This is a genomic window from Tenacibaculum skagerrakense (genome assembly GCF_004345825.1).
Taxonomy (GTDB): Bacteria; Bacteroidota; Bacteroidia; order Flavobacteriales; family Flavobacteriaceae; genus Polaribacter; species Polaribacter skagerrakensis.
In genome coordinates this window covers 243,028-267,598 of the sequence record NZ_SLXM01000005.1, presented here as the reverse complement: position 1 = coordinate 267,598, position 24,571 = coordinate 243,028, and the positions used below count along the sequence as shown (strand labels likewise).

Annotated in this window: 22 protein-coding genes; 5 read left to right on the top strand and 17 right to left on the bottom strand. The window is 30.6% G+C overall.

Annotation, left to right across the window (positions count from 1 at the left end; all coding sequences use genetic code 11):
* Positions 1 to 116: 116 nt before the first annotated feature.
* The gene (guaB, locus tag EV195_RS10220; RefSeq protein WP_132794884.1) at positions 117 to 1,592 is read right to left on the bottom strand and encodes an IMP dehydrogenase; all 1,476 of its coding nucleotides are present in this window, start codon (positions 1,590 to 1,592) and stop codon (positions 117 to 119) included.
* 222 nt (positions 1,593 to 1,814) lie between these two features.
* Here guaB and EV195_RS10215 point away from each other — a divergent pair, with 222 nt between their 5' ends.
* Entirely contained in the window at positions 1,815 to 2,219 is a 405-nt protein-coding gene (locus EV195_RS10215) for a DUF1842 domain-containing protein (RefSeq protein ID WP_132794849.1), read from the top strand.
* Positions 2,220 to 2,294: 75 nt separating this feature from the next.
* Here EV195_RS10215 and EV195_RS10210 read toward each other — a convergent pair whose 3' ends face one another.
* The 11 genes from EV195_RS10210 to EV195_RS10160 all read right to left on the bottom strand — a co-directional run bounded on the left by EV195_RS10210 (position 2,295) and on the right by EV195_RS10160 (position 15,776).
* Positions 2,295 to 3,038 carry a LytR/AlgR family response regulator transcription factor gene (locus tag EV195_RS10210; RefSeq protein WP_132794848.1) on the bottom strand — a complete coding sequence of 248 codons (744 nt, stop codon included), beginning with the start codon at positions 3,036 to 3,038 and terminating at the stop codon, positions 2,295 to 2,297.
* A 45-nt stretch (positions 3,039 to 3,083) separates the two neighbouring features.
* Positions 3,084 to 4,796: a tetratricopeptide repeat-containing sensor histidine kinase gene (locus EV195_RS10205; protein ID WP_132794847.1), complete on the bottom strand. Its 1,713-nt coding sequence runs from the start codon at positions 4,794 to 4,796 to the stop codon at positions 3,084 to 3,086.
* Between the two features lie 9 nt (positions 4,797 to 4,805).
* Positions 4,806 to 5,306: a hypothetical protein gene (locus EV195_RS10200; RefSeq protein WP_132794846.1), complete on the bottom strand. Its 501-nt coding sequence runs from the start codon at positions 5,304 to 5,306 to the stop codon at positions 4,806 to 4,808.
* A gap of 147 nt (positions 5,307 to 5,453) precedes the next feature.
* Positions 5,454 to 6,176: a hypothetical protein gene (locus tag EV195_RS10195; protein WP_132794845.1), complete on the bottom strand. Its 723-nt coding sequence runs from the start codon at positions 6,174 to 6,176 to the stop codon at positions 5,454 to 5,456.
* 82 nt (positions 6,177 to 6,258) lie between these two features.
* Positions 6,259 to 8,694 carry a TonB-dependent receptor family protein gene (locus EV195_RS10190; RefSeq protein ID WP_132794844.1) on the bottom strand — a complete coding sequence of 812 codons (2,436 nt, stop codon included), beginning with the start codon at positions 8,692 to 8,694 and terminating at the stop codon, positions 6,259 to 6,261.
* Positions 8,669 to 10,024, bottom strand: a complete 1,356-nt coding sequence (locus tag EV195_RS10185) for an HTTM domain-containing protein (protein ID WP_243693102.1) — start codon at positions 10,022 to 10,024, stop codon at positions 8,669 to 8,671. Before EV195_RS10185 ends, EV195_RS10190 begins: the two co-directional genes overlap by 26 nt.
* A 63-nt stretch (positions 10,025 to 10,087) precedes the next feature.
* A complete protein-coding gene (locus EV195_RS10180; RefSeq protein WP_132794843.1) occupies positions 10,088 to 11,191 on the bottom strand; it encodes an imelysin family protein in 1,104 nt (367 codons plus the stop codon).
* A gap of 100 nt (positions 11,192 to 11,291) precedes the next feature.
* The gene (locus EV195_RS10175; RefSeq protein WP_132794842.1) at positions 11,292 to 12,482 is read right to left on the bottom strand and encodes a DUF4856 domain-containing protein; all 1,191 of its coding nucleotides are present in this window, start codon (positions 12,480 to 12,482) and stop codon (positions 11,292 to 11,294) included.
* A gap of 88 nt (positions 12,483 to 12,570) precedes the next feature.
* On the bottom strand, positions 12,571 to 14,076 hold the full coding sequence (locus EV195_RS10170; protein WP_132794841.1) for a bifunctional metallophosphatase/5'-nucleotidase: 1,506 nt from the start codon (positions 14,074 to 14,076) through the stop codon (positions 12,571 to 12,573).
* Between the two features lie 15 nt (positions 14,077 to 14,091).
* A complete protein-coding gene (locus EV195_RS10165; protein WP_132794840.1) occupies positions 14,092 to 14,907 on the bottom strand; it encodes a hypothetical protein in 816 nt (271 codons plus the stop codon).
* On the bottom strand, positions 14,907 to 15,776 hold the full coding sequence (locus EV195_RS10160; RefSeq protein WP_132794839.1) for a hydroxymethylglutaryl-CoA lyase: 870 nt from the start codon (positions 15,774 to 15,776) through the stop codon (positions 14,907 to 14,909). Before EV195_RS10160 ends, EV195_RS10165 begins: the two co-directional genes overlap by 1 nt.
* Before the next feature lie 145 nt (positions 15,777 to 15,921).
* Between EV195_RS10160 and EV195_RS10155 the strand changes: the two genes are divergently transcribed.
* The 3 genes from EV195_RS10155 to EV195_RS10145 are packed head-to-tail and all read left to right on the top strand — an operon-like array spanning position 15,922 to position 18,083.
* A complete protein-coding gene (locus EV195_RS10155; protein WP_132794838.1) occupies positions 15,922 to 16,491 on the top strand; it encodes an RNA polymerase sigma factor in 570 nt (189 codons plus the stop codon).
* Positions 16,481 to 17,011 (top strand): hypothetical protein, encoded by a 531-nt coding sequence (locus EV195_RS10150; protein ID WP_132794837.1) that lies wholly within the window; start codon positions 16,481 to 16,483, stop codon positions 17,009 to 17,011. Before EV195_RS10155 ends, EV195_RS10150 begins: the two co-directional genes overlap by 11 nt.
* On the top strand, positions 16,998 to 18,083 hold the full coding sequence (locus EV195_RS10145; protein ID WP_132794836.1) for a hypothetical protein: 1,086 nt from the start codon (positions 16,998 to 17,000) through the stop codon (positions 18,081 to 18,083). Before EV195_RS10150 ends, EV195_RS10145 begins: the two co-directional genes overlap by 14 nt.
* A 3-nt stretch (positions 18,084 to 18,086) precedes the next feature.
* Here EV195_RS10145 and EV195_RS10140 read toward each other — a convergent pair whose 3' ends face one another.
* The gene (locus tag EV195_RS10140; protein WP_132794835.1) at positions 18,087 to 18,716 is read right to left on the bottom strand and encodes a hypothetical protein; all 630 of its coding nucleotides are present in this window, start codon (positions 18,714 to 18,716) and stop codon (positions 18,087 to 18,089) included.
* A gap of 74 nt (positions 18,717 to 18,790) precedes the next feature.
* Between EV195_RS10140 and EV195_RS10135 the strand changes: the two genes are divergently transcribed.
* Positions 18,791 to 19,516, top strand: a complete 726-nt coding sequence (locus EV195_RS10135) for a head GIN domain-containing protein (protein WP_132794834.1) — start codon at positions 18,791 to 18,793, stop codon at positions 19,514 to 19,516.
* Here EV195_RS10135 and EV195_RS10130 read toward each other — a convergent pair.
* The 4 genes from EV195_RS10130 to EV195_RS10115 form a co-directional block, all read right to left on the bottom strand.
* Positions 19,513 to 20,118 (bottom strand): alpha-ketoglutarate-dependent dioxygenase AlkB family protein, encoded by a 606-nt coding sequence (locus EV195_RS10130; protein WP_132794833.1) that lies wholly within the window; start codon positions 20,116 to 20,118, stop codon positions 19,513 to 19,515. The two genes, EV195_RS10135 and EV195_RS10130, sit on opposite strands and share 4 nt — an antisense overlap.
* Complete coding sequence (locus tag EV195_RS10125; protein ID WP_132794832.1) at positions 20,119 to 21,318, bottom strand: hypothetical protein; 1,200 nt, start codon at positions 21,316 to 21,318, stop codon at positions 20,119 to 20,121.
* Between the two features lie 59 nt (positions 21,319 to 21,377).
* Positions 21,378 to 23,819: a M1 family aminopeptidase gene (locus EV195_RS10120; protein WP_132794831.1), complete on the bottom strand. Its 2,442-nt coding sequence runs from the start codon at positions 23,817 to 23,819 to the stop codon at positions 21,378 to 21,380.
* A gap of 123 nt (positions 23,820 to 23,942) precedes the next feature.
* Positions 23,943 to 24,518, bottom strand: coding sequence for a DUF4252 domain-containing protein (locus EV195_RS10115; protein WP_132794830.1), 576 nt, complete (start codon positions 24,516 to 24,518; stop codon positions 23,943 to 23,945).
* Positions 24,519 to 24,571: the final 53 nt, after the last annotated feature.

Genomic DNA, 24,571 nt, shown 5'->3' with positions numbered 1-24,571 from the left:
TTAGTTAAAAATTGTATCAGTTTTAAAAACATAATCATAAATAAAAAAAGAATCGAAAGACAAACTACCTTTCAATTCTTTAATGAATTGTATATAATAAATAAATGAAACTTAAATTATCTTCTACTATAATTTGGAGCTTCCTTTGTAATTGCTACATCATGCGGATGACTTTCATTAATACCGCTTGCAGTGATTCTTACAAACTTACCTGTTTCTTTTAATGTATTTATATCTTTTGCTCCACAATATCCCATTCCTGCTCGTAAACCTCCTACAAACTGATGAATACTTTCATATAATTCTCCTTTGTAAGGAACACGACCAACAATTCCTTCTGGAACTAACTTTTTAATATCATCCTCAACATCTTGGAAATAACGATCTTTAGAACCTTGTTTCATTGCTTCAACTGATCCCATACCACGATAAGATTTAAATTTTCTTCCTTCGTAAATAATTGTTTCTCCTGGACTCTCTTTTGTACCAGCTAATAAAGATCCAAGCATAACACAATCGGCTCCAGCTGCAATTGCTTTAGGTATATCTCCTGTGTAACGAATCCCTCCATCAGCAATAACAGGTACTCCACTTCCTTTAATAGCTGCTGCTACTTCAATTACTGCAGAGAACTGAGGAAAACCTACTCCTGCAACTACTCTTGTAGTACAAATAGACCCAGGACCAATTCCAACTTTTACAGCATCGGCACCTGCTTCAACTAAATACTTTGCAGCTTCTGGTGTTGCAATATTCCCTACAACAACATCTAGATTTGGAAACTTTTCTTTTACGCTTTTTAATACAGTAACAACACCTTTCGTGTGTCCATGTGCAGTATCTATAATAACTGCATCTACTCCTGCATTTACTAATGCTTCTGCTCTTTCTACTGCATCGTATGTTACACCTAATGCGGCAGCAACTCTTAATCTTCCTAAACTATCTTTGTTTGCAATTGGTTTTTGAGTAGTTTTAGTAATGTCTCTAAATGTAATTAACCCTACTAATTTATATTGATTGTTTACTACAGGTAGTTTTTCTATTTTATTGCTTTGAAGAATAATCTCAGCTTGTTGTAATGAAGTTCCTTCTGCTACAGTAATTAAGTTTTCAGAAGTCATAACTTCTGTTATCGCACGATCATTATCTTTCTCAAAACGTAAATCTCTATTAGTTACAATACCTACTAATTTTTTTTCATCATCAACAACAGGAATCCCTCCTATTTTGTGCTCTCTCATTGCCTTTTTTGCATCAAGAACCACAGCATCTAATGGTAAAGTAATCGGATCTATAATCATTCCACTTTCCGCCCTCTTAACCTTTCTAACTTCTTGAGCTTGCTGCTCTATCGTCATATTCTTATGCAAAACTCCAATACCACCCTCACGAGCAATAGCAATTGCCATATCACTTTCTGTTACAGTATCCATAGCTGCTGATACTATTGGTACATTAATCGTGATATTTCTTGTAAATTTTGTTTGAATATTTACTTCTCTAGGAAGTACTTCAGAATAAGCTGGGACTAGTAGAACGTCATCGTATGTTAATCCTTCTCCGACGAATTTAGATGAGTGGGCATTCATGGTGCAATCAATATTAGGTTTGTAATTAATTGCATGCAAATATACTGATTTTATTGGAATTTTAAGTTTATGTTTTTGTTAAGCAGTATTTTTAACTTAAAACGCTTATGGTCAATATTAATACGTTTAAGGGAAAAATTTCACAAAGTTCTAATTCATAGAATACATTTGACAATGATAAAATGAGTAAATAGTTATTTCTAACCCCAAAACCAACTTAATATGCCTGCTTTAAAGGAACCAAAATCATTAATTGATTCTGCTTATTTAAGTAAAGGCACTATTGGAAATGTAGGAATGCCAGCTGAACCAATTATTCATTTCTCTTTGGTAGTTTGTGCTACCTCTGGAATAATATCTGGGATTATAGAAATTATTCAGGCTATTGACAGGCCTTCTATTTTACTTAATGTTACTGGCAGTATTCGTTCTACTGGTTTTGGTGAAAACACAAAAACGGTAAACTTAAGTGGCAACTATTTAATTACAGTTCCTCCACCAGCAATAGGCAGTTATTTACAACATTTTACTGCTCATATGGATATAAATAATGAATGGAATGGAACCGGTGGATTTACTTACAGTAATCAAAAAATTGAAAATGTTCCTGTAAAATCGGAGAATTAAAATATAAAAATTAGGGGATTATAGTAATTTAAGGTAGTTTGCGTTTTTTAATTAAAACAAAAACTACCTTAATTTTTATCTGAAAATTGTATTATCTCTAACAAAAGCGTTTTTGTAACGCTCACTAAAAGGAATTTTCTCCAAGTTATTTAAGATGATTAAATTGTCTTCTAAATAAATCTCTTTGATACTTTTCATGTTTACAAGATAATTTCTGTGTACTTGTTTAAAATTATCATTGTTAAGCATCTCTTTAAGTTTTATCAAAGAAAGCTTTACTAAGTATCTGCTTTCACCGCATTGTAAATTACAATACTTTTCTTTAACATCTACATAATCAATAGCATCTACATCTACCTTTACAACGCTACGCTTATGCTTAATAAATAAAAATTTTGGACTTAGTACTGCATTTTCATCATCAAAACTAATACTGTTACTTTGATCATAACACGATTCAATAGCTAGCTCTAGCGTATATAATAGCTCAAGCTTATTGAATGGTTTTAATAAGTAAACAAGCGGATTTGTAAGTTTTGCTTCATCAAAAACAGCTCTACTTTGCATGCTTGTTAAGAATAAAAACGGAACATCAATACCTTCTTTATTGATTCTTTGTGCAAACGTAATACCATCAGGCTTACCATCTATCATTATGTCTAAGATAACTAAATCAAAAAATCGATTTTTGATTTCTTTTTCAGCCTCACTAATATTTCGTACTCTAATTACTTCATATTCATTTTCTTCAAGAAATGAAACGATTTCTTTTGCTTCTTCATCTAAATCCTCTAATAAAAGTAATCGTAGGTTCTTCATGGGTATTTGGTTTGATACAGTAAATATATAAAAAAGTAATTAGCCTTAGGCTTCACTTCTTGGTAATTGTATCGTAACCTTAGTACCTTTCCCTTCTTCACTATCAAAAGATAAAACACCTTGGTTCTTTTTTACCAAGGTCTGACATAAAATTAATCCCAATCCAACTCCTTCAGAGCGATTGATTTTATCAATACTTACATCCTTTAAACTATTAATTCTTTCTAGTTTTTCTTTTGAAATTCCTATTCCTGTATCCTGAATCGAAACGTAGGCAAAATCTTCCGAATCTACTCCCATTTCGATTGTAATTGCACCTTTTCCATTCATGTACTTTACAGCATTGTCTAATAGATTTCTAAGTACAATTTTTAAAGACTCTCTATCGGCTTTAATTAAAGAGTTTTTTAAATAATTAGTCTTGATCTCAACATCATTAGCTTCGATTAAGTTTTCATAATCGTATAAAACATGCTCAATAATTGGTTTAAAAGGATACTCTTTTTGCTCAAAAACCATTTGATTGTTTTGCTCTAAAGACCAATGCAATACATTATTTAATAAATGGCTAGTACTTTCTGTAACTGTTATGGCAGAATTATTTGCTTCTCTAATCCCTTCAATATTATTATTCTCAATATGCTTTTTAAGCTGTAAATGTTGGTGTTTTATAGTGTTCATTGGAGAACGTAAATCATGCGAAACAACAGAAAACAAGTAATTCTTAGTTTTGTTCGCTATGGCTAAATCCTCTTTTTGTTGCGTTATTAAAGAGTTTTTCTTTTGTAGTTTTTTATAGAAAAAACCTAAGAAAGCAAGAAATATTAATAATCCAGAAGCGCCAAAAATCAAAGCTTTTTGTACTACTTTCTGAGTTTTTAATTTCTCATCTTGAATTGCTATTTCACTTTCTTTTTGAGCTACTGCAAATTGTTTATCCTTTTCTGTAAGTTCCCAGATTTTGTCTCTGTTAAATAAAGAATCTTTCCATTTAATATGCTCTCTATAATATGCTACGCTTTGTTGATAATCTTTTCTATTTCGCTCAACTACTGCCATATTTAATGAAGCATTATGTTTTAATTCAACATTGTTAAATGATTTTGAAAGTTCATACACCTCTTTAAACAATGGAATAGCATCTTCATCTAAATATTGATTGTAATAAACATTTGCTAAATATGTCTTAGCATCAATTATTGCAACAGTATCATTACTATTAATTAAGGACAATTCTTTATCAAAATAATCTCTAGCAGTTTCATAGTCTCTCAAATGTATGTACGATAAACCTAAATTCCTTAAAACGGCTTTCTTAATAACATTATTGGTATCTTTATTATTTGCTATCCAATATTTATAATTATTTACAGCTTTATCATAAGATTTTAAACTAAGATGAACATTACCAAGTAAATAATTCTTTATAAGAGCATAATTATCGGAATTGGAAATACTGTTGAAACTCAACAACGCTTTTTTATATAGGCCTTTCGTATAAGCACTATATCCATGAATACAATGGAAAAAATCCTTCTCCTCTTTATCATTTGTCATCATTAATGCTCTATTACTATAGGCATAACAAGAATCATATTGTTGACTTCTGTAAAAATCTATAGCCTTACAAAAAACAATGTTCTTAGAATTATCACATATAGAATCTCCTTTCCTTGTTAAATAATTTTTCTTTTGAGCTGAAAGGAAACTTATAGATGATAAAACAACAATCGTAAAAAAAGAGAAAGAATATTTCAATATTTAAAATTACAATGTTGGTGGTGGTGTTGAAGGTCTTGTTACTGTTCCTCTATCTGTTTCAGGATCATCATCTTGATCTCTTACACAAATAGCATCAACAGAAGGAGTTCCTGAATCTAATTGATAAGTAAACTGAATGTAGTATAAGTCATATTGTGATGCTTGCTCATTACAGTTAAATTCAACTCTAAAATCTCTACAAGAAACCGTATCCCAACCTCCTTGTTTATTCAAAATCTGCATATTAGTCGCTCCATAGTAATTCAAATAAATCTGATTACCTTGAAGTGAAAGTCCAGATGTATTATCAACAGGTTTTAATTGTTGGTTGCTTGGAATATACGCTAAAACTGTTACAGTATATGGTGTAGCTGAACCACCTTCGGCTCCAGAAATATTTACTAATGGACCAGTTGCTCTATACTGAGCATCTATATTTGCGTTGTTAAATTTTTTGAAATCTACAAGAGTAAGTGTTACTCCGTTTGTACTTACAGGATTACCCATATTTTTATAATTAAGTTTAGTTAGACGAACTAAATTTACAATAAAAAATATCAAAAAAACAAACGATTTTATCTAAGTTCAATAGATATTAAACATATTTCACCCTTCAATTAATTCAGTTTTAAATAGTTCAGTAAAAAAAAACAATTATTGAATTTTATCGTGTTCGCTTTGCCATGAAAATTCAGTAAAATTCTTTCCAATAGAAACACCAAAAAATAAAGCCATACCAATAACACCTTTTAAAAAGAATAAGAATACAATAAAGAAATGTGCTACAGTGCCTTCTGTACCAAAAAATAGTTGATGACATAAAGCTGTTAATACAACCGTTGTAAATAGTAGTGTAAATGCAAAATTATCAAAAGTACGAACCGGCCAATATGCTATCTTTCGGGAGAAACGAATATCATTTCCCCATTTATCAATTAAGTAATAAAAATCATTTCCTAACGGAGCAAAAAGTAAAGGATCATCAGCCTTTTTTAATTTAAAAAGGATCGAAGGGGCAATTATTTTATATCCTTTTATTGCTAGATTATGAGCTTTTTCTAGTTCGTTTATCTTGCTAATAGTTGATTTTGGAAATTCTCCTTTAAACAAATGAGTATCTAAAAACTTTAATCGATATTGAATACAAATACTTTTTATTTGAGAAATATGAAATATGCGATTAGCATCTAATTTATCAATATCGAAATTGTTTTCAATACCATTGGAATTTGATGATTTTAGAACCTTTTCTATTCTTTCATGCTCATTATCAACCTCTTTAAAAAGATGTTGAACCCAATCTAAAACATCTTTCCCATTAAGCTCTCTTGCTCTGCTCTTAATTAACTCTTCATGAAGATTCACTAAACCTAACATACTGATAGTCTTTTACATAAAAATACAACAAAATATCAGTAAATAAAAAGGTCTAAAAACTCTCTTGTTATTTAGACTAGTTCTAAAATTTAAACTGAAGTGTTGTATACCAATTTCTTGGTGCTGAAGGAATAATACCTGGACCAGGGTAACCAGTTGCTCTTCGTGTAAAATACACTTCATCCAATAGGTTATTAACACCAACTTCTAACTTTACAAACTTATAACTATAAGAAGCTGAGAAATCTAAGATTCCATAAGCTGGAATTGGACCTCTTACTGCATTTGAAGAATCAGGTTGATCAGAATTATTAGCATCATTAAACTGCTCTGATAAATATGAATATTGAAGACTTGTGGTAAAATTCTTATAACCAAATTTTAATCCTGTTTTTAAGTTTACATCAGGAACGAATTCAACTTTATTTCCTTTGATATTGTTTTCCTTAGAATCAGTATATTCTGAAGTGATGAATGACGTATTTATAAAAGTATTAAGACTATAGTGATTAGATAAATTAAATACTCTTTTCATATTAATATCAATCAAAGATTCTAAACCAAGAATACGAGCCTCTCCAACATTTGTTCGTAATTGACCTACTGTATTCAATGGCGGAATTGTAGTTGTAAAATCTCCAATACGATTGTTATAGAATAATGCAAATCCACTTACATCATAAGAAACAAACTTATTCAAATTACCTCTAACACCAGCATCAATTGTAAAACCTTTTTCATCTTCTAAATTAGGATCTACAGCATTTGATGGATTCACAATATTTACATCTGAAAATGTAATTGAACGGTAATTTTGAGAAACATTTCCATAGACTTCCAAAACATCTGTCGGTTTATAACTCAACCCAATTCCTAATAATACAAATGAACGCTCTTTTGTTATATTATCCGATTCTTCGACTGTTCCAATTGGGTTTCCAGCACCATCTCTATTTACTCGTTTTCTAAAACCATTACTTCCTGTATTAATGTATTCAAACCTGAAACCTGGAGTAACAGAAAACTTGTCGTTTACATAAAAAATATTCTCTCCAAAAATTGCTATATTTTCATTTGGGTTTTCAAAATCGGATTGGAAGGTATAATTTGGAAATTGATCTAGTGCAGAAGAAAAATTAGCATCACTTTCATCGGTTCCTGGACCTTGGAAAGACGTGTTGCTTGCATTGTAGTACTTCCCTCCTATTAAATACGTAGCATTCTTTCCAAAAAAGGTATATTTATCCAAGAAACGTGCTTCGAATCCAAAATTGCTAAAATCGCTACTTAATAATTCTCGGGCTTCAAAATTATCTGCTACATCTACTCTTCTATCTCTAAAACCAATTGCATCTCTAGATGCATTTAATCCGAAGAAATTAAACGTAAGCTTTGTATTTTCAGAAAAATCATGCGTTAATCTTAAGTTGTATAAAAACCAATCTACATTAAACCAGTTTCGAGTTCTATTACTTTGAAACGGATTGTCAGTAAACATTGCATCGGTTAATCCACCAGCTTGTTGAGCTAAATAAGTCAAATATGTTCCTTCTGCTTCTAATTTTGTCTTTGTATTAAAATCATAACCAATATAAGCATATGCATTTTTAGAATTAAAACCAGAGTTTGGTCTAAATCCATCACCTTGTTTGTAATTATAGTATCCATAATAACTCAATTTTCCTGAAGTTCCTCCAATACTTGTAAAGTTTGTGAACAAATTAAAACTTCCTAGAGTATTTCTTGTAACTACTTCAAATTCTTTATTAGGATTTGGCTTTTTCATGATAAAGTTAATCAACCCTCCAAATTGAGTTCCATATTGTAAAGACGCAGCTCCACGTATTACTTGTATCTCTTGAACTCCTTCTGTAGCAGGTGTATAATAACTTTCCGGATATCCTAATACATCTGCACTAATGTCGTATCCATTTTGACGTGTATTAAAGTTCGAAGTTCTATTCGGATCTAATCCACGACCTCCAACATTTAATTGTAAACCTGCATCATCATTTTCAAAAATGTTTAAACCCGCAACTTGGTTATATAATTGACGTGCATTATTGGTTGCTAAGTTCGCCATAGATTCTGTTACTAAAATAACTTCCGTTTTCTTACCGGCATAAATAGCTGTACCTTCAACATCTTTTAATCGTTTTAACTCAAAGGCTTTGCGTTTTTTAGCTTTGATTTCAACTTCAGATAATTCCTCAGAAAAAGAGTTTAATACGATGTTATAAACAGTTTTAGTATTTACATCAAACTTCGTTTCAAATAGTTCATATTCATCTAAATAAAAGGCAACTATAAACGTTTTTTTAGCACTTGTAAATTCAAAATAACCTTTAGAATCAGTAATTGCTAATGTATTACCAGATACATCAAGTAATTGTACTTTTTGTAATTGTTTATTTGTTTCAGAAGTAACAATTCCTGTAAACTTTGTTTGAGCACTTGCTACTATTACAAATAAAAACACTATTACTAGTAAACTATAATCCTTTAATTTTAATCTCATCGTTAAAAGGTAAAATCCAATCTTTATGTTTAAAACTTTCTTTCTGCTTGTATAAATCAACCTTCGGATCGATATATAACTTACTTGGCCTTCCATTTAAAGCTACATATGACTCTACATATACTTCAACATTTTGATGTCCATCTTTTGTAAAATGATCACCTAAATAGTGTGCATATTCTAATATAAAATCAGGTTGAAAACTCATTTGCTTCTCTTGAAAAGAAGTCAAAAAATCTTTATTATCTACATAGAAAAACTGCTTTGTTTTTCCATCAACTATTTTAAAATTTGAATAGCCCGCTTTTTCCATCAACATCACTCTCCAGGAAAAACGATAACCTTCTTCAGTCCAAAATAATTCTCCTGGGTATAATAAATACCTCCATGGAAATAGCAGTTGAATTAGTATAAAAACACCAATTAATTTTGGAACGGTATTACTTTTATATTGGAAAACTTCTTTTGATTGAACCTTATAATTCAATAGTGTAAACTTCTCTTTCAGGAAAGAAATAACCTTTTCATGAAAACTTGGCTCAAAGAAAATCATAGTAGCCACAATCATGATATACGGGAACATTCCTATAGGAAATAGAATTCTAGTAAATACATGGAAAACTACGACTAGAACAAAACCGATTACTCTGGTTCTTTTAAAAAGTAATAAGAACGGAATACATAAATCATAAATAGCTCCACTCCAACTCATTGCAAAATGGAACCAATCTTGTTGCATTAAATTGTTCCCGATAAAAGGTAAATCGTATTTTGATAGTAACCAAATCTTTAAAGGTTGTGCTCTAAACAACCAATCAGAATTCAATTTTGCCAAACCAGCATAGAAATAGACAATTCCCAACATAAATTTGATACTATCTATAGTCCATTTTGGAATTTTGTTGAACTCTATTTTTTTAAGATAACTATCAACCGAAAAGGTAGCATTTGCTGGTAGAAATATCATTAAAAAGCTCACTAAACTTACAAAGTAATAATGGTTTAAATAGGTAGTTTTATCCATTAACTCTATGTAAGTAAAACTTAAAAAGAATGAAATAATGGCAATTCTATATTTATAACCAATAGCTACTAAAAACGCAGCTAATCCACAAAAGACGAAAAGTAAATAAGTTAAATTCCCAAAAGGCTTTACCCATTCAAAACCATAGAAAGAAAAAAAGAATTTTGGTAAAATGTATAGCTTTTCAATCCATCCATTATACCAAAATCTAATAATACTTAAGCACATTAAAACTCCAAAAGCAACTCGAAAAAATGCCAAAGGAGCTGCACTAACTTTCTTTTCTATGTAGCTCTTAAAATACAATTATCCAACACATAAAAAAACTGTCTGAAAAACAGACAGTTCTATTATTTTTATTTTCGATTTCTAATCTCCATCAGCATCAACAAAATCGACACTTATATTAAAAGCCTGTAGCATATCTACTTTAAGTAATACTACTGCTTTCTGTAATTCATCGTAAGCCATCAAGGCTTGTTGATTATTTGTGTTAATTTGCTCGTATAAATTTGGACTCAATGAGTTGATTTGAGTTCTTGCTGATTCAAATTGATTCGTAATAGACGTAGCTAAATTAAATTTATCTAAACTATTTAAATAGGTTTGAAAACTTGCTCCTGATGTAGTTCCTCCATAAGCTCTTCCTGAAAACACACCATTTACTGCTGATAAAGATTCTAAAGCTAAATCTCTTGAATATTGTTTTGCATAAAATGCCTCTACTTTTTCAGGTAATGGTGTCGTTGAAAAGTTTCCAACAGGAATACCAAACTTATTGGCTCTCAATCTTTTTTCGTAGTTAAAAATAAAATCGTTTACAAACTTATTCAAAGCACTTGTAGCTGTATTACCTGAATTAGATACGAAATCGTTTCTGTAACTTCCATTCCAATCATCAGAAATTTGAGTAGCAATATCTGTCATTTTAGCAATAACATCATACACATATTTTCTATAATTAGCAGCATTTGCATCTGTGGTATATTTAGCCACAATATCAGCTTCAGTAGCTGCTACACCAAAAAATAAATAATCAAGAGCAGGAAAACCTTGCGCATCATGAAAATTTGTACTGTTTAAATCATAGGTCCCAGTAGCAATATTATTATCAACATCAGCAACGGTAACAGGATAAATATTAAAGTGATTTACAAATTGTAATTCTTCCGCCTTCCCTATTTCAAAAATAGCGGCATACTGCCAAACCTTATAAGCTTCGTACCAAGATGTTTTTACTTCAGAAAAAGTTAATGTATTTGGTGTAGTATTGAAACTATCAAACTTAGCTTTTAAATCTTCTAACTTAGCTTTTAAATCAGCAAAAACAGGCTTAGCCATGTTATCAGCTATATTCGCTAATAAGGTAGATCTATCAAAATTATCTGTGTTACCAGATGGTCCATTATCTGAACTAGAACATGAAAAAGCAACAATTAAAACGGTAAGTAATGCTATATATCTTTTAATCATAATTATTATTTCTATTTATTCTAAATAAACAGTGCAAATATAAAAAGTAGCTATGAAACATAGCTACTTTTTAGGTAATTATTTTTATTTAGAATAGATTTTAATTAGCTGCTTCTGCTACAGTAAACCCGTACACATTTGCAATTCTTGTAGAAATATCATCTAACGTATTGGTTGTTACATCCCAAAAACCATTATTAGCCATTAAGGTAGTTAAGAAACCTTCAATTTCAGCTGATGGTAAATGCGTTGTATTTGTTGATGTATTTCTAGTAAAACGTAATGATTGAATAAAACCAAAACCTTCAGACAAATCATGGAAAGCTGCAGCTTTATCAGTTGCCAATGAAGCTTTTGCTTGTTGTAAATAATATACAACTCTAATCGCTATGATTTTTGAAACTGCATTTCTGATGATATCTGCTTGCTCATTTCTTACATCATAATTCTTTGCAACAATAGCGGCTCTTCCTAATTTAAAGGCATCATAAATTTCTTTAGAAATCCCAGCAAAATCAGCATCATTTTCAACTCTTGCCACATATTTACTTAAGAAACTATCTGCTCCATATTGAGGATTTTCAGCATCATCTGTACCATATAAATAGCCAAACGCTTCGTCCCATTTATGCTCCATTGTTGTATAATTCTTATCAACAGCCAACACATCTGAATTATTATCAGCAATATTTGAAACTTCATCTAAAACAGAAGTACTTAAATAGTTATTTAACATTTGATCAACCATTAAAGCTCCTATTAAACCTTTATTAATAGCTTGATTATATTCCAATCCTTTAGCGCTTACATAACGCGTTGAACCTCCTCCAGCTTCTTGAATTTGCCCTGCTACACCTTCTGAAGCTAGTGTATTCCAGTTTGGAAAAACTTCAGAAACTTGAGCTGCAATCCATGTATCAAACTTTGCCTTTAAAGTTGTTGCTTCTGCTGTATTTGTTGAGAAATAATCTCTAGACGCAGCAGTTTTACTTCTAATACTTTTATCAGAGCTATTTAGTGTAGCATCAGAAAAATCATTATTCCCTGCAACGTGAGCAAACATTCCGTCTAACTCAGCCTCTGTCTTTGTTGGATCCATTAATGCACTTATAAACTCCTCACCCATTTTAATACGAGTAGTTTGCCCAGAGTAACTTACAGAAGTACTTCCATTTCTTTCAAATTTGTACGTTTGTGGTGCAGTTACAGATGAATCGATATTATCATCGTCTGAACATGAAACAATAGATAAAGACGCTAATGCTAATGAAGCTATAATTACTTTTTTCATTTTTTATTTAGATTAATTTCAAATAACGATGCAAAAGTAGAAAACAAAATGAATTCTACAAGTATTATTTAGATTAATTTTAAATAAATTATTTAGACTTTAAATAAGTAATTACAGATTTTCGAACATCAGATGCTTCTTCTTCTTGTGTAGGAGTGTAAACGTCAACAACTTTGGGGTTTGAAGGCTTTAAAAAAGGAATATCGAAGCCTTTTAATAGATAATCTGAAGTAGCTATAGTGTAGGTTTTCTTCTTATCTATAATCTTGTTTTGAACTAACCATTGATTATTAGACTTAGTAATATTATACATCTGAAGATATGCTCCTGTGCCTGCAGCTTTTTCTCCAAAATTTAAAACTTCTTCAAGTAAATCTCCTTTAAGTGAGACTTTTAAAACTGGTCCACCGTAAGGTAAAACTCTAAAAATATCAACTGCCGATATATCTCCTAACAATTCGTCATCAATACGAATTGATCCACCATTCACAAAAGCGCAATCAACAGAATCATCATAAGCTTTACTCATTGCTGCAGCAACAATTTCTCCCATATTAGTTTGAACAGAACGTATTTGAGTATCTCTAGCATCTAACGGAGTCTCAGTTGTGAATACTATTTCATTTGGATTGGGTATAACTTCTTTAATCTGAGTATTTAAAATATTCTCCCATTTTGAAACAACCTCTCCTACTTCTTTATCCGCAGGAATAGACTCGTCTATTGTTTTTAACTCAGAATTAAAATCTATTTTTTTAGTAGTTGTATTGTATTTAAATCGGTGTATATATACCGTTTTAGCATTGGCATCGGCTTTTGAAATGATTGAATTACCAGCTTTCTCATACTTGTTAGTATGTTCATGCCCCCCCATGATTAAAGGAATATTGGGTAACATCTCTGCTATTTTTATATCATCTTCAACTTTTACATGCGTTAAACCCAATACAAAATCTGTTTTATCTTTCAACTCTTCGTAAGTTCTTTTTGCTTCTTCAAACATATCTGTATAGGTAACATAACTTCTAGGGTTAGAAGGAATGCAAACACTTATAAAACCAACTTTTATAGTTTCTGAACCTACTGTAAACTCTTTAATAAATGTTTGATTAATATGTTTCGTTTTACCATCAACTACTTTAACAAAAGATTCGTTTTCTCCGTTTACATTATGGTAGACGTTAGAACAAATCCATTCGAATTTACTCTCATTTAAGCGGTTTTGTAAATGCTCATAACTTAAATCAAATTCATGATTACCAAAAGCAACTAATTCAAAATTCATTGCATTCATAACTTCCACCATCTGTTTACCTCTAACACGCTCTCCATTTACTTTAATGGTTCCTAAAAGTGATGGGTTTAAAAAATCTCCAGCTAAAACTAACATAGTGTTAGGATTTTCTTTTAGCAATTCTTTGTGAACTGTTTCAACTCTTGCCATTCCTCCATACTTATTACCTTGTATCGGAGAAATCTCGTAGACATCATTGAGTTGAACTATTGTAAAAGTAACATCTTTATCTGCTTTAGATTTACATGAAATTATAAAAGCAAAAACGATAAGTGGTAAAAACCTCTTTAAAAAGTGCATAGCAAAAACTAAAATCTATTGATATTTTCTAATATTCTTTCGGATAACTTTTCTGTAGTAAACCAATTCTTCAAACTGGTAAAAAAAGTTTATCTTCTTTTCTGCTATGGTTTGTGGATTTTTAATTTTTTCTCCCAAAACAAAAGCCGTCCAACTTTCAGCAATATCTTCTTCCGGACTTTCAGCAGCATAATCTGTTAGGAAATCTGTATAATTATCTTTGTATAAACCGTACAATTTTTCCAAACAACTTTTTTGTTCGGTAACACAGAAATTTCTTTGAATGTAATCCCATTCTTTCAATAAACCTCCGTCCCAAAACTCATCAACAAATTTGTTGATATAACTATCTTTTATGGCTGTTCCTTCAATAGTTACGTAAGGATCACCTTTTTCTTGCTTTGTCTTTTTTACAGGCTTTATTTGAGTGTGATTTAACGTCAAAAGATGACCAAACTCATGAACCAAAGTATAGATTGACTGGGAAATTCTAGTTTCATCTTTACTAGTAAAATCTACATCAATGGGATCTAAAACTAGTTGCCATTCATTGTTCTTGTCATTCAAGGCACCTAATGCTCCAGTTTTTTCATCCTCTCCATCAGTCATTAAGACTAATTTTTTTATGTAACGTTGGGTAATACGCTTTGGAAACATGTTGTAGAAAATATTCCAATTATAGCGTGCAATATTTGTTTCTTCGTCGTTATTTTCAATAAAAATTCCATTCTTAATTTCCCAGGAACCAAGAGTGACCCCATCGTTGTCCCTTGACTTTTCAGTAGGGATTACTGTACTTAAGAAGAATATTATTAAAAATTTAATTTTCATCACACAACAGTATTAAAAACCTCTAAAGCTTTGTTATAAGCACTTTCAAAACTCAATGGCTTAACGTTGGTATTAACTTTGTTGGTAGTAAAGTAAGACAACATTTTTTCTGTTGGCATATTACCAGTTAATTCATCTTTCGCCATTGGACAACCTCCATAACCTTTGATTGCTCCGTCGAACCTTCTACACCCAGCTTTATATGCACTGTCTACTTTTTCAAACCATTTATTCGGAGTAGTATGTAGGTGTGCTCCGAACTCGATTTGAGGGTACTTGGGGATCAAACTAGAAAACAAATAATCTATAACCTCAGGAGTTGAACTTCCTATGGTGTCAGACAAAGATACAATTTTAACTCCATATTTTGCAAGTTTTTCGGTCCATTTTGCTACAATTTCTTCGTTCCAAGGGTCCCCATAAGGATTCCCAAAGCCCATTGATAAATAAGCAACTACCTCTTTATTGTGTCTGTTGGCTATGTTTAATATATCTCTTAAAATATCTACTGATTCCGATATGGTTTTATGAGTATTCCTCATTTGAAAATTTTCAGAAATAGAAAAAGGGTACCCTAAATAATCTATTTCTTCAAAAACACAAGCGTCATTAGCTCCTCTTACATTTGCAACAATTGCTAATAACTTACTTCTTGTTGAAGATAAATCCAGTAAATTTAAAACTTTGTCTGTATCTCTCATTTGAGGAATCGCTTTTGGGGATACAAAACTTCCAAAGTCAATAGTATCAAAACCTACATTTAACAATGAGTTTATATACTTTGCTTTGAGTTCAGTAGGAATAAAATGACTTTTTATTCCCTGCATTGCATCTCTTGGGCATTCTATTAACTTTACTTCTTCAATCATTATGCCAAATATAGGTGATATTTTAATATTTTTAAATTATTGATAAATGTGTTTACTAACAATTTTATTAAGTTTTTAAATAAAAAAAATAAAAAAGTGTAACAAGCTAAAAAATGGTTAGTCTTTACCATAGAAAAGTAATTTTTTGAACGCTGAAAAACTAAATATAGATCAACTAATCGAACGCTGTAAAAAAAGTGATAAAACAGCACAAATGAAATTGTATAGACAATATTATAAAGCAATGTACAATACCGCGTATCGAATATTAAAGGACGAATTTGAAGCTGAAGATCTTATGCAAGAAGCTTTTTTAACCGCTTTTACAAAGATTAATAGTTTTAAAGGAGAAGTGGCTTTCGGAGCATGGTTAAAAAGAATAGTAATAAACAAAAGTTTAACACAATTAAAGAAAAACAATCGCTATTCGGAAGTAAAAATGGAAGTTGTATCTGATGATGAAGAACATGAAAATATTGACATTAATTATAGAGCTTTAGGTGTGAATAACATCCTAAATACTATCAATAGCCTTAAAGATAATTATAGAATAGTTTTAAACCTCAATCTAATTGAAGGTTATGACAATGAAGAAATAGCAGTTATTTTAAATTTCAGTAATGAGAATGTTAGAACTACTATTTCTAGGGCAAAAAAGAAATTACAACAATTATTACTTAAAGAGAACCCGAAAATAAGTATGTATGGAAGATAAGTTGAAAGATTTTTTTTCGAATAACGATCTAGATTTATTTGAGCCTCACACAGGACATGAAGAGCGTTTTTTGAGAAAATTAGAAGGAAGAGGCAATACTAAAGGAATATCATTCAAATGGTTGTCAGTAGCAGCATCTGTAGTTTTACTAATTGGTTTTTATTTCGGTAGTGTTTATGGAAATAACACCATCATTTTAGAAGATATCAATCCTGAAATGAGTGAAACTAAAATGTTCTTTGTAAATGCTATAAATCACGAATTAAGAGAAATTGAAAAATATAGAAACTTAGATACTGAGACTATAATTGAAGATGCTTTAGATGATATTGAAGAACTAGAAGATCATTATCAAAACTATGTAAAAGATTTACAAATAAAAGGTAATGAAGAACTTGTGATTCAAGCCATGATCACAAATTATCAACAACGTTTGAAAATATTACAAACTCTTCAAAATTTATTAGAACGATTAAAAAACCCTGAAATTCAAAATACAGAATTCAATGAAACAATTTAAAAAAATAATTACAGTCCTTTTACTTTCTCCGCTATTCCTATTGGCTAGCCCGATAAAAAAACATGAGAAAACTAAAACTATCAGTAAAAAATTTAATGTTAACAGCAATGCTACTGTTTTTATCAAAAACAAATATGGTAATGTAAATGTTACTACTTGGGAAAAAAACATCGTTGAAATTGATGTAAAAATTACTGTAAATGGTAAAAGTGAAGATAAAGTACAAGAAAAGCTTAATGCTATCACGGTAGAATTTGAAGCTTCAGCAGATTTAGTAGAAGCTAGAACTATAATAGAAAGTATAAAATCTAGTTGGAGTTGGTGGGGAAATAACAACAACAACAATTTGAACTATAAAATTAATTATTACATTAAAATGCCTATTACCAATAATGCAGATCTAAATAATAAATATGGAAATATAGATTTAGACGAGTTGAAAGGTAAAGCTAATATTAACTGTGATTATGGAGCTATTCAGATAGATAAACTTTTAAACCAAGATAATACTATCGAATTAGATTACTGTGGAAATTCTGATATCCGTTACATGAAATCTGGTAGTGTAAATGCTGATTATTCTAAAATTACTATTGATAAGACCGATAAGATTAGAGTTAATGCAGATTACAGTGGTGTAAAGATTGGGAATGCTGATACAGTAGATTTTAATTGTGATTATGGTAGCATTTCTATTAATGATGCATATTCTGTAGATGGAAACTCTGACTATGCTGGAATGAAAATTGGAACATTAAGACAAAACCTAAGAATTAATACTGACTATGGTGGTCTTAGAGTTGATGAATTGAAAAAAGGATTTAACCAGGTAGTAATTGATGGTAACTATGCAGGTATTAAAATCGGAACCTCGTCTGATAACAACTTTAAATTTACTGTAGACTTAGGTTATGCAAGTTTTAATTATCCTGAAGAGCAAACTGAAACTTTCAAATCAATTAAGAAAAATACAAGTAAATATTACGAAGGTGTATTTGGAAAAGGTAATGCTAAATCTTCGATAAAAATAAAGTCTAATTATGGAGGCGTTTCTCTTAAATTAGTTGATTAATATTTATTTGTTCCGATGCATCACCATCGCTTTATAAATATAAAATCTACCTATGTAATACATCATATGATATATAATTACATAAGCTAAATGAGAGTCTATATAGAACGCTATAGCCATTAGTATATCGGCAAAAGGCATTAATGATGTTCCTAAAAAATAGTATTTAGATCGTTTATTGTTTTTTTTAAGAAAATTTAAATAGGTCGAAGAGAACATAAAAACAGATACAATTCCGAATACGAATGCGAAAAACTGAATATCAACCATGTATTCATAAATGAGAAAATAGACCATCAAAAAAGTTAACAAAAAAGGAATTGAATACAGGAAGATTACTTTAGGAGGATACGGAAATATCGTTTTTCGAATAATAACAATGTAGAGAAACCTATTAAGAATCAGAAAAAATAACGCAGGATAGTAAAATTCCTCAAAAATAAATAACGAGTCAGAAATAATTGAGAATAAAAGAATCATTATATACCAATGGTTTACACTCAAAGTAGTTTCTAGGTATAAAAATGATAGTGAGAATAATGCTACTAGTTTTATGGCAAACTCAAGGTTTACATTTTCAACAGCTAAAGCATAACTTACTAAAATACAAGTAATAATATACAAAAGCTTCAAAAAACGAGTAATCTTATTATTTACAATATGCGACTTCAATGAAATATTTATTAATCTTAAATTTAAAATAAAAAATGAGAAAACTATTATTTACACTATTAATTTTTAACTGTGCTACAGTATTATCGCAAAGTTGGTGGGGTTCTTCATCTGTAAAAGGTAACGGGAATGTTGTTACTGAAAAACGTAGCGTTGGCTCTTTTGACGAGGTGAGTTTGAGTGGTTCTTTTGACGTTGTTTTAATTGACGGAAAAGAAGGTGAAATTACGTTAGAAGGTGAAGAAAATTTATTACCTTACATAATTACCGAAGTAAAAGGAGGTACTTTAAAAATTAAAGTAAAGAAAAACACTAATTTAAAATTTAGAAAAAAACTAACCGTAATAGTTCCTTTTGAAGATATAAATGGTGTTGCGTTAGGCGGGTCAGGTAGTATTATCTCTAAAAAAGTTATAAAAGGAAACGAAGTTGGATTTGCAATTGGAGGTTCTGGTAATATTAAAGCTGCTGTTAGCGCTGAAAATGTAAAAGCTTCAATTGGAGGTTCTGGTAATATTGACCTAAAGGGAAAAAGTGATAAATTAAAATGCTCTGTTGCAGGTTCTGGAAATGTTAGAGCTTATAACTTAACTGTTACTAGTTTAAGAGCTAGTGTTGCTGGATCAGGAGATATAGAGGCAACTGTAACGGAACGAATTAAAGCAAGTATTGCAGGATCTGGAAGCGTTTACTATAAAGGAAATGCTAAGTTTGTTGATACAAGCTCTGTTGGATCTGGTGATGTAATCAAAAGAGACTAAGAATCAATTGTTCTGAATGTTAAATTTATTCTAGGACGATGTACTTTTTTTGTGGGAGGCAAACGATGTAACCAATTTGTTTGGGTCTCCCCTTTCATAACTAATAACGAACCATGTTGAAGTTGTAATGATACAACTTCCTTGGTTCGTTTGTTTTTAAAAGCGAATTTGCGTTCTGCTCCGAAAGTTACAGAAGCTATTGCTCCATTTTTCTTTAAATCTTTTTCTCCATCACTGTGCCATGCCATACCTTCACTCCCATCATGATATAAATTCAACAAACACGAATTGTAGGTTTCAGTGGTTTTACTTTCAACAAACTTTTTTATTTCGAGTAGTTCATCTGTAAATGGCAAAGCTACTTTAGTAATATTTGAGTAGGAATATTCGAAAGGTTTTTCTGCATACCAAGCTACTTTTCTTTTTGTCACCATTAACTTCCCAAAAATCACAGCCTGGTCATTTTTCCATTCAATTTGATTGAGCAAATAATCGTAAAAATTATCTGCTTCTTGATTAGTATAAACACAACCATAATAATTTACTTCCCCACCAAAAGGAAGTAGATTAGTATGCTCGTCAAATTGATTAAATAAATCCATTTACTTTCTGAACTTATTTCTCCTGATAATCCTTTTTAATTTTTCCTTAATATCGGTACCCGTATCATAAACCATTTGTTCGTTAGAAGGAAACTGAACAGCTTCTAAACGGATTAAGTTTAAGTTATCATCGTTTAATGCTCTTTTATCACCATCATAATCAGCATAACTATGCTCAAATACAAACTCGCTCACTAACGGAAACTGATCAATAAGTTGCTTATTTCGATTATCTATATATCTTACTACCGCTTCGACGTTACTGCTCTTAAACTGTGTAAATCTGTAAAATTTACAACGAACAAGTACCATATTATCTACTTTCTGCTTATTTCCTAGGCTATCTAGCACATAATTTCCTCTACTATCTTTTAAATATTTAAAACCATCTTTTATTTCTCTTTCTCGAATAATTTCTTTTTCACTTATCTGTTCTGGTGAGACTGTTATTCTTCTAAAATTTAACTCAAGATTAAAATCATATTTTTTATTTCTTATTCTTTTAGAGTGATATACGGTCCAAAAATCATCCAATCCATAAGTATCAATAGCTAGTAAATCTTGTTCTAAACGTCTTGGAATTATTTGATCAGTTTCATTAAACACAGCCACATGAACATAATCTGTTCCTTTATTATGACATTGTTGCATCAAATCATTAATGTTTTTAAAATTTGGATAAATTCTAGAGACATTTTGAAACTGATCGTAAGCAATTCTGTAGCTTAATTTATCTCCTCTAGCCTGATCAAATGTGTTTTTTGCTTCATCATACAAGTAAGTTGCATAATCTTCTTTTACAGAAATTATTGCTTCGTCATAATTCATTAAATTAAATTCAGCATTTTTACCTGAAGCTAAGATTTTTAGAGGAAGTAATGGCTTAATACGTTCTTGTCTGTTTTTTAAACCTCTGTACAACTCGTAAATTCTTCCTAAGTTTTCAGCTCGGTTTTCTTTTTCTAAGAACTCAACTTGTGCTATATCTCTGTCTGTCGCTTTTTTAAAAGCATCCTGAAGCATAACCACGTAAGGTTGATTTTTCTCTTTAGTCTTATCTTTTTCAAGATTTTTTAAAGCAATTGAAATTGCCTTATCATAATTTCCAGTATTAATAGCTTTTTGTGTGGATTTAACGCTGCTACAAGCGCTTAACAACAGAATACTAAATAGCAGAATGGTAGGTAGTGTTTTATACATAAAAATTTGTTTTAATCGATTATGACAAATACAGTACCAAAATTAACAATTGTTATGACTTATTCTAATAATCTTGTCATAGCATCTTGAATAATTGCAATATTTTTGATTTTATTACTCTTATTAGCAGATTGTTGTGTTTTTACCATTTTTTTCATTAAGTCTATTCCGACATTATGAAACCCGTACTGCTTGTACTGCTTTCCTTTATTCACAATATCATTTACGAGGTTCTGAATTGCTCTCGAATTATTTCCTTCTGCAATTTTATCATATGCCTTTTTATACAGACTCTGTGTATTTCTATCTTGACTTAAATACATACCTGAAATTACATTTCCTGCTATAAAAGTCAATTCCTCTTCATCATTCTCTTCCAAATATATACGTGTTAGCGGTGTAGCTATAATCTTTTTTACTTCATCTGGTAATTCTTTAGATTTTGCTACCGCTAATGGTTTATCTATATAATACAAAGAAACTAGTGATTTCCCGATTACAGAATAAGACGGGCTTTGAAGACCTTTTACGAAAATAGGTTTCAATTCTGGATCGGTAAGTTTTCCTAATGTTTCGATGGCAGCCGCTTGCACAACAGTTTTAGGATCATTAGATGCCATTTGTTTGATCTTATCTATAGCTTGTCGCTTAGAGAATTTATTAATCAAATTAATATTTTCCAATGCTAACTTACGAATCAAATAGAAAGAATCATTAAGCGCATTTGCAACAGCATCAAAAGCATCATTATCATCTTGTTTATCGATGAGTTCTAATAAAGCCTCTCTCTTATGCATATAACTTTTAGCATTTTTAAGCTGAAATATATAATCACTCAACACTTTATTCTCATTGATATCACAAAGCAACACACCATCCGCATTAATTTGAATAAGTTTAGGTTGTTTTGTATAAGGTAATGTAAAAGAAGATTCTTTTCTATCAACAAAAACCTCATGTCTTGTTTGCTTTCCTTCTTCAAAAATATCGATAGCTAAAGGAAACTTAAACTCTTCAGATTGCGTCTGATAAACATTTACGGTTACCGTTTTACGTAATTCATTGTAATCGTAAGAAATATCTAACTTAGGATGTCCATTACCAAAATACCATTGGTTAAAAAACCAATTCAAGTCTTTCCCTGTAATTTCCTCAAAAACTAAACGCAATTGATGTACTTCTGCTACTTGATATTTAAAATCGGTTAAATACTTATTTAGCGCTTCAAAAAAAGCTGCATCGCCAACATAAGAGCGTAACATATGTAAAATTGCACCACCTTTGTTGTAACTCACAGCATCAAACATATCTTCTTTATCATCGTAATAAAAACGAACTAAATGCTTGTCATAATTTTGACCACTTTTATACCCTTGAATAGCCGTAAATAAATGCGCATCTGCATCATCTTTTCCGTATTTATACTCTCTCCATAAATATTCGCTATAATTGGCGAAACTTTCATTTAAGGTTAAATTACTCCAGCTTTCAGTAGTTACTAAATCGCCAAACCAATGATGAAAAGCCTCGTGAGCAATGGTATTTTCTTGTCTATTTCCATCTATTAATTCTCCTGGAGTTTGATAAGCCTGTTCTCCATGAATAACAGCTGTCGTATTTTCCATAGCACCACTTACATAATCTCGTCCTACAATTTGTGCATACTTATTCCATGGATATTCTATTCCTGTAATTTTCGAAAAGAACGCTAACATTTCTGGTGTTTTACCAAAAATTTCTTTTGCATAAGGCGCATATTCTTTTTCAACATAGTAATCTACTGGAATATCCTTGTAAGAATCTTTAATTATTTCATACTCTCCTATTCCCATAAAAAATAAATAAGGAGTGTGCTTCTGAGTAAAATTCCAATAATCTGTTCTTGTTCCGTCTGAATTATTTTTCTGATTTTCTAACCTACCATTAGACAGTGTAACATATTTATTAGGAACAGTTATATAAATTTCTTGAGAAGTTTTTTGATTTGGCGCATCTATCGTTGGAAACCAACAACTACTTGCTTCTGTTTCTCCTTGTGTCCAAATCTGTGTTGGCTTCGTTTTGTCAATACCAGTTGGATTGATAAAATACAATCCTTTAGCAGATGTTATCGCAGCACTTCCTTTTTGCTTAACTTTTTCTGGTTGAGCTGTATATTTAATATATACTGTAAATTGCTCGTCACGTTTGTATTTTTTAGGTAAGTTTATTATGATTTGAAAATCATCATAATTAAAGTTTAAAGGTTTAGAGTCCATTGTTATGCTATGAATCACCATTGCCTTTGCATCTAAAACAAGTCTATCTGAAGCATAAAAATGAGGTTTCGCAGTAACCCATGCTTCACCGTTCATTGTTTGCTTATCAAAATCAAAGTCTACTTTAAGCTTCGTGTGAACTAAATTATGAACTTTATCTCTCTCTGCTCTATATTCACTTGCATTCTGCGCATAAAATTGTATAGAAATAAACGCTACTAAAACCAATACTACTTTCCTCATATACTGTTAGAAATTTAGCCAAAAATAAGAATTTTAACATTTGGACTTGTTAATAGCGAGTTAAAACAAAAAAACCACAATTTAGAAATTGTGGTTTGTTTATTTATGTAGTTCTTGGTTATTTTACTGAACTGGTTCTACATGCAATTTTTCAGTTTGAAATTGACCTCCGAAAATGTCTTTAATTTTCACAAGCTCATCTCCTTTATCTTTTGTGTCTATATTTTGAACCATTTTCATAATCTTCTCAATGTTCATATCATTTCCTATAATTCTAGCAACACCAAATCCAAAATCCTTAGCATAAATAACAGCTACAATTTCATCAATTGCATCTGCTTCTCCAGCGTAGTAAATATTACCCTTACCTCTTTTATCATTTACACGAATTAACGACTTATAATCCGTATTTTTCATAATACCTTTTATCTTTTTTCTTTCTTCACTAAAAACTTCTTCTGTAGCTTTATTAACTGGTAAAAAGGCTATATTCATTTTCTTAACACTTCTAAATGTTTGTTGATCTTCTTCAGAAATGTTCTCTAAAAAGGAACCAAGCATACTTGTTGAAAAATCAAAACGCACATAATCTTGGTTGTCTTCTGTTTGAATTAAATAACTCTGTAAACTTTCTTGTTTTTTACAAGAGGTAATTGTTAATGTTAGACATATAATTGCGAATGTGAATAATTTTTTCATAGTATACTTATTGGTTATTGAGATGAATAAACATAGCCTAAAAGTAGGCTATG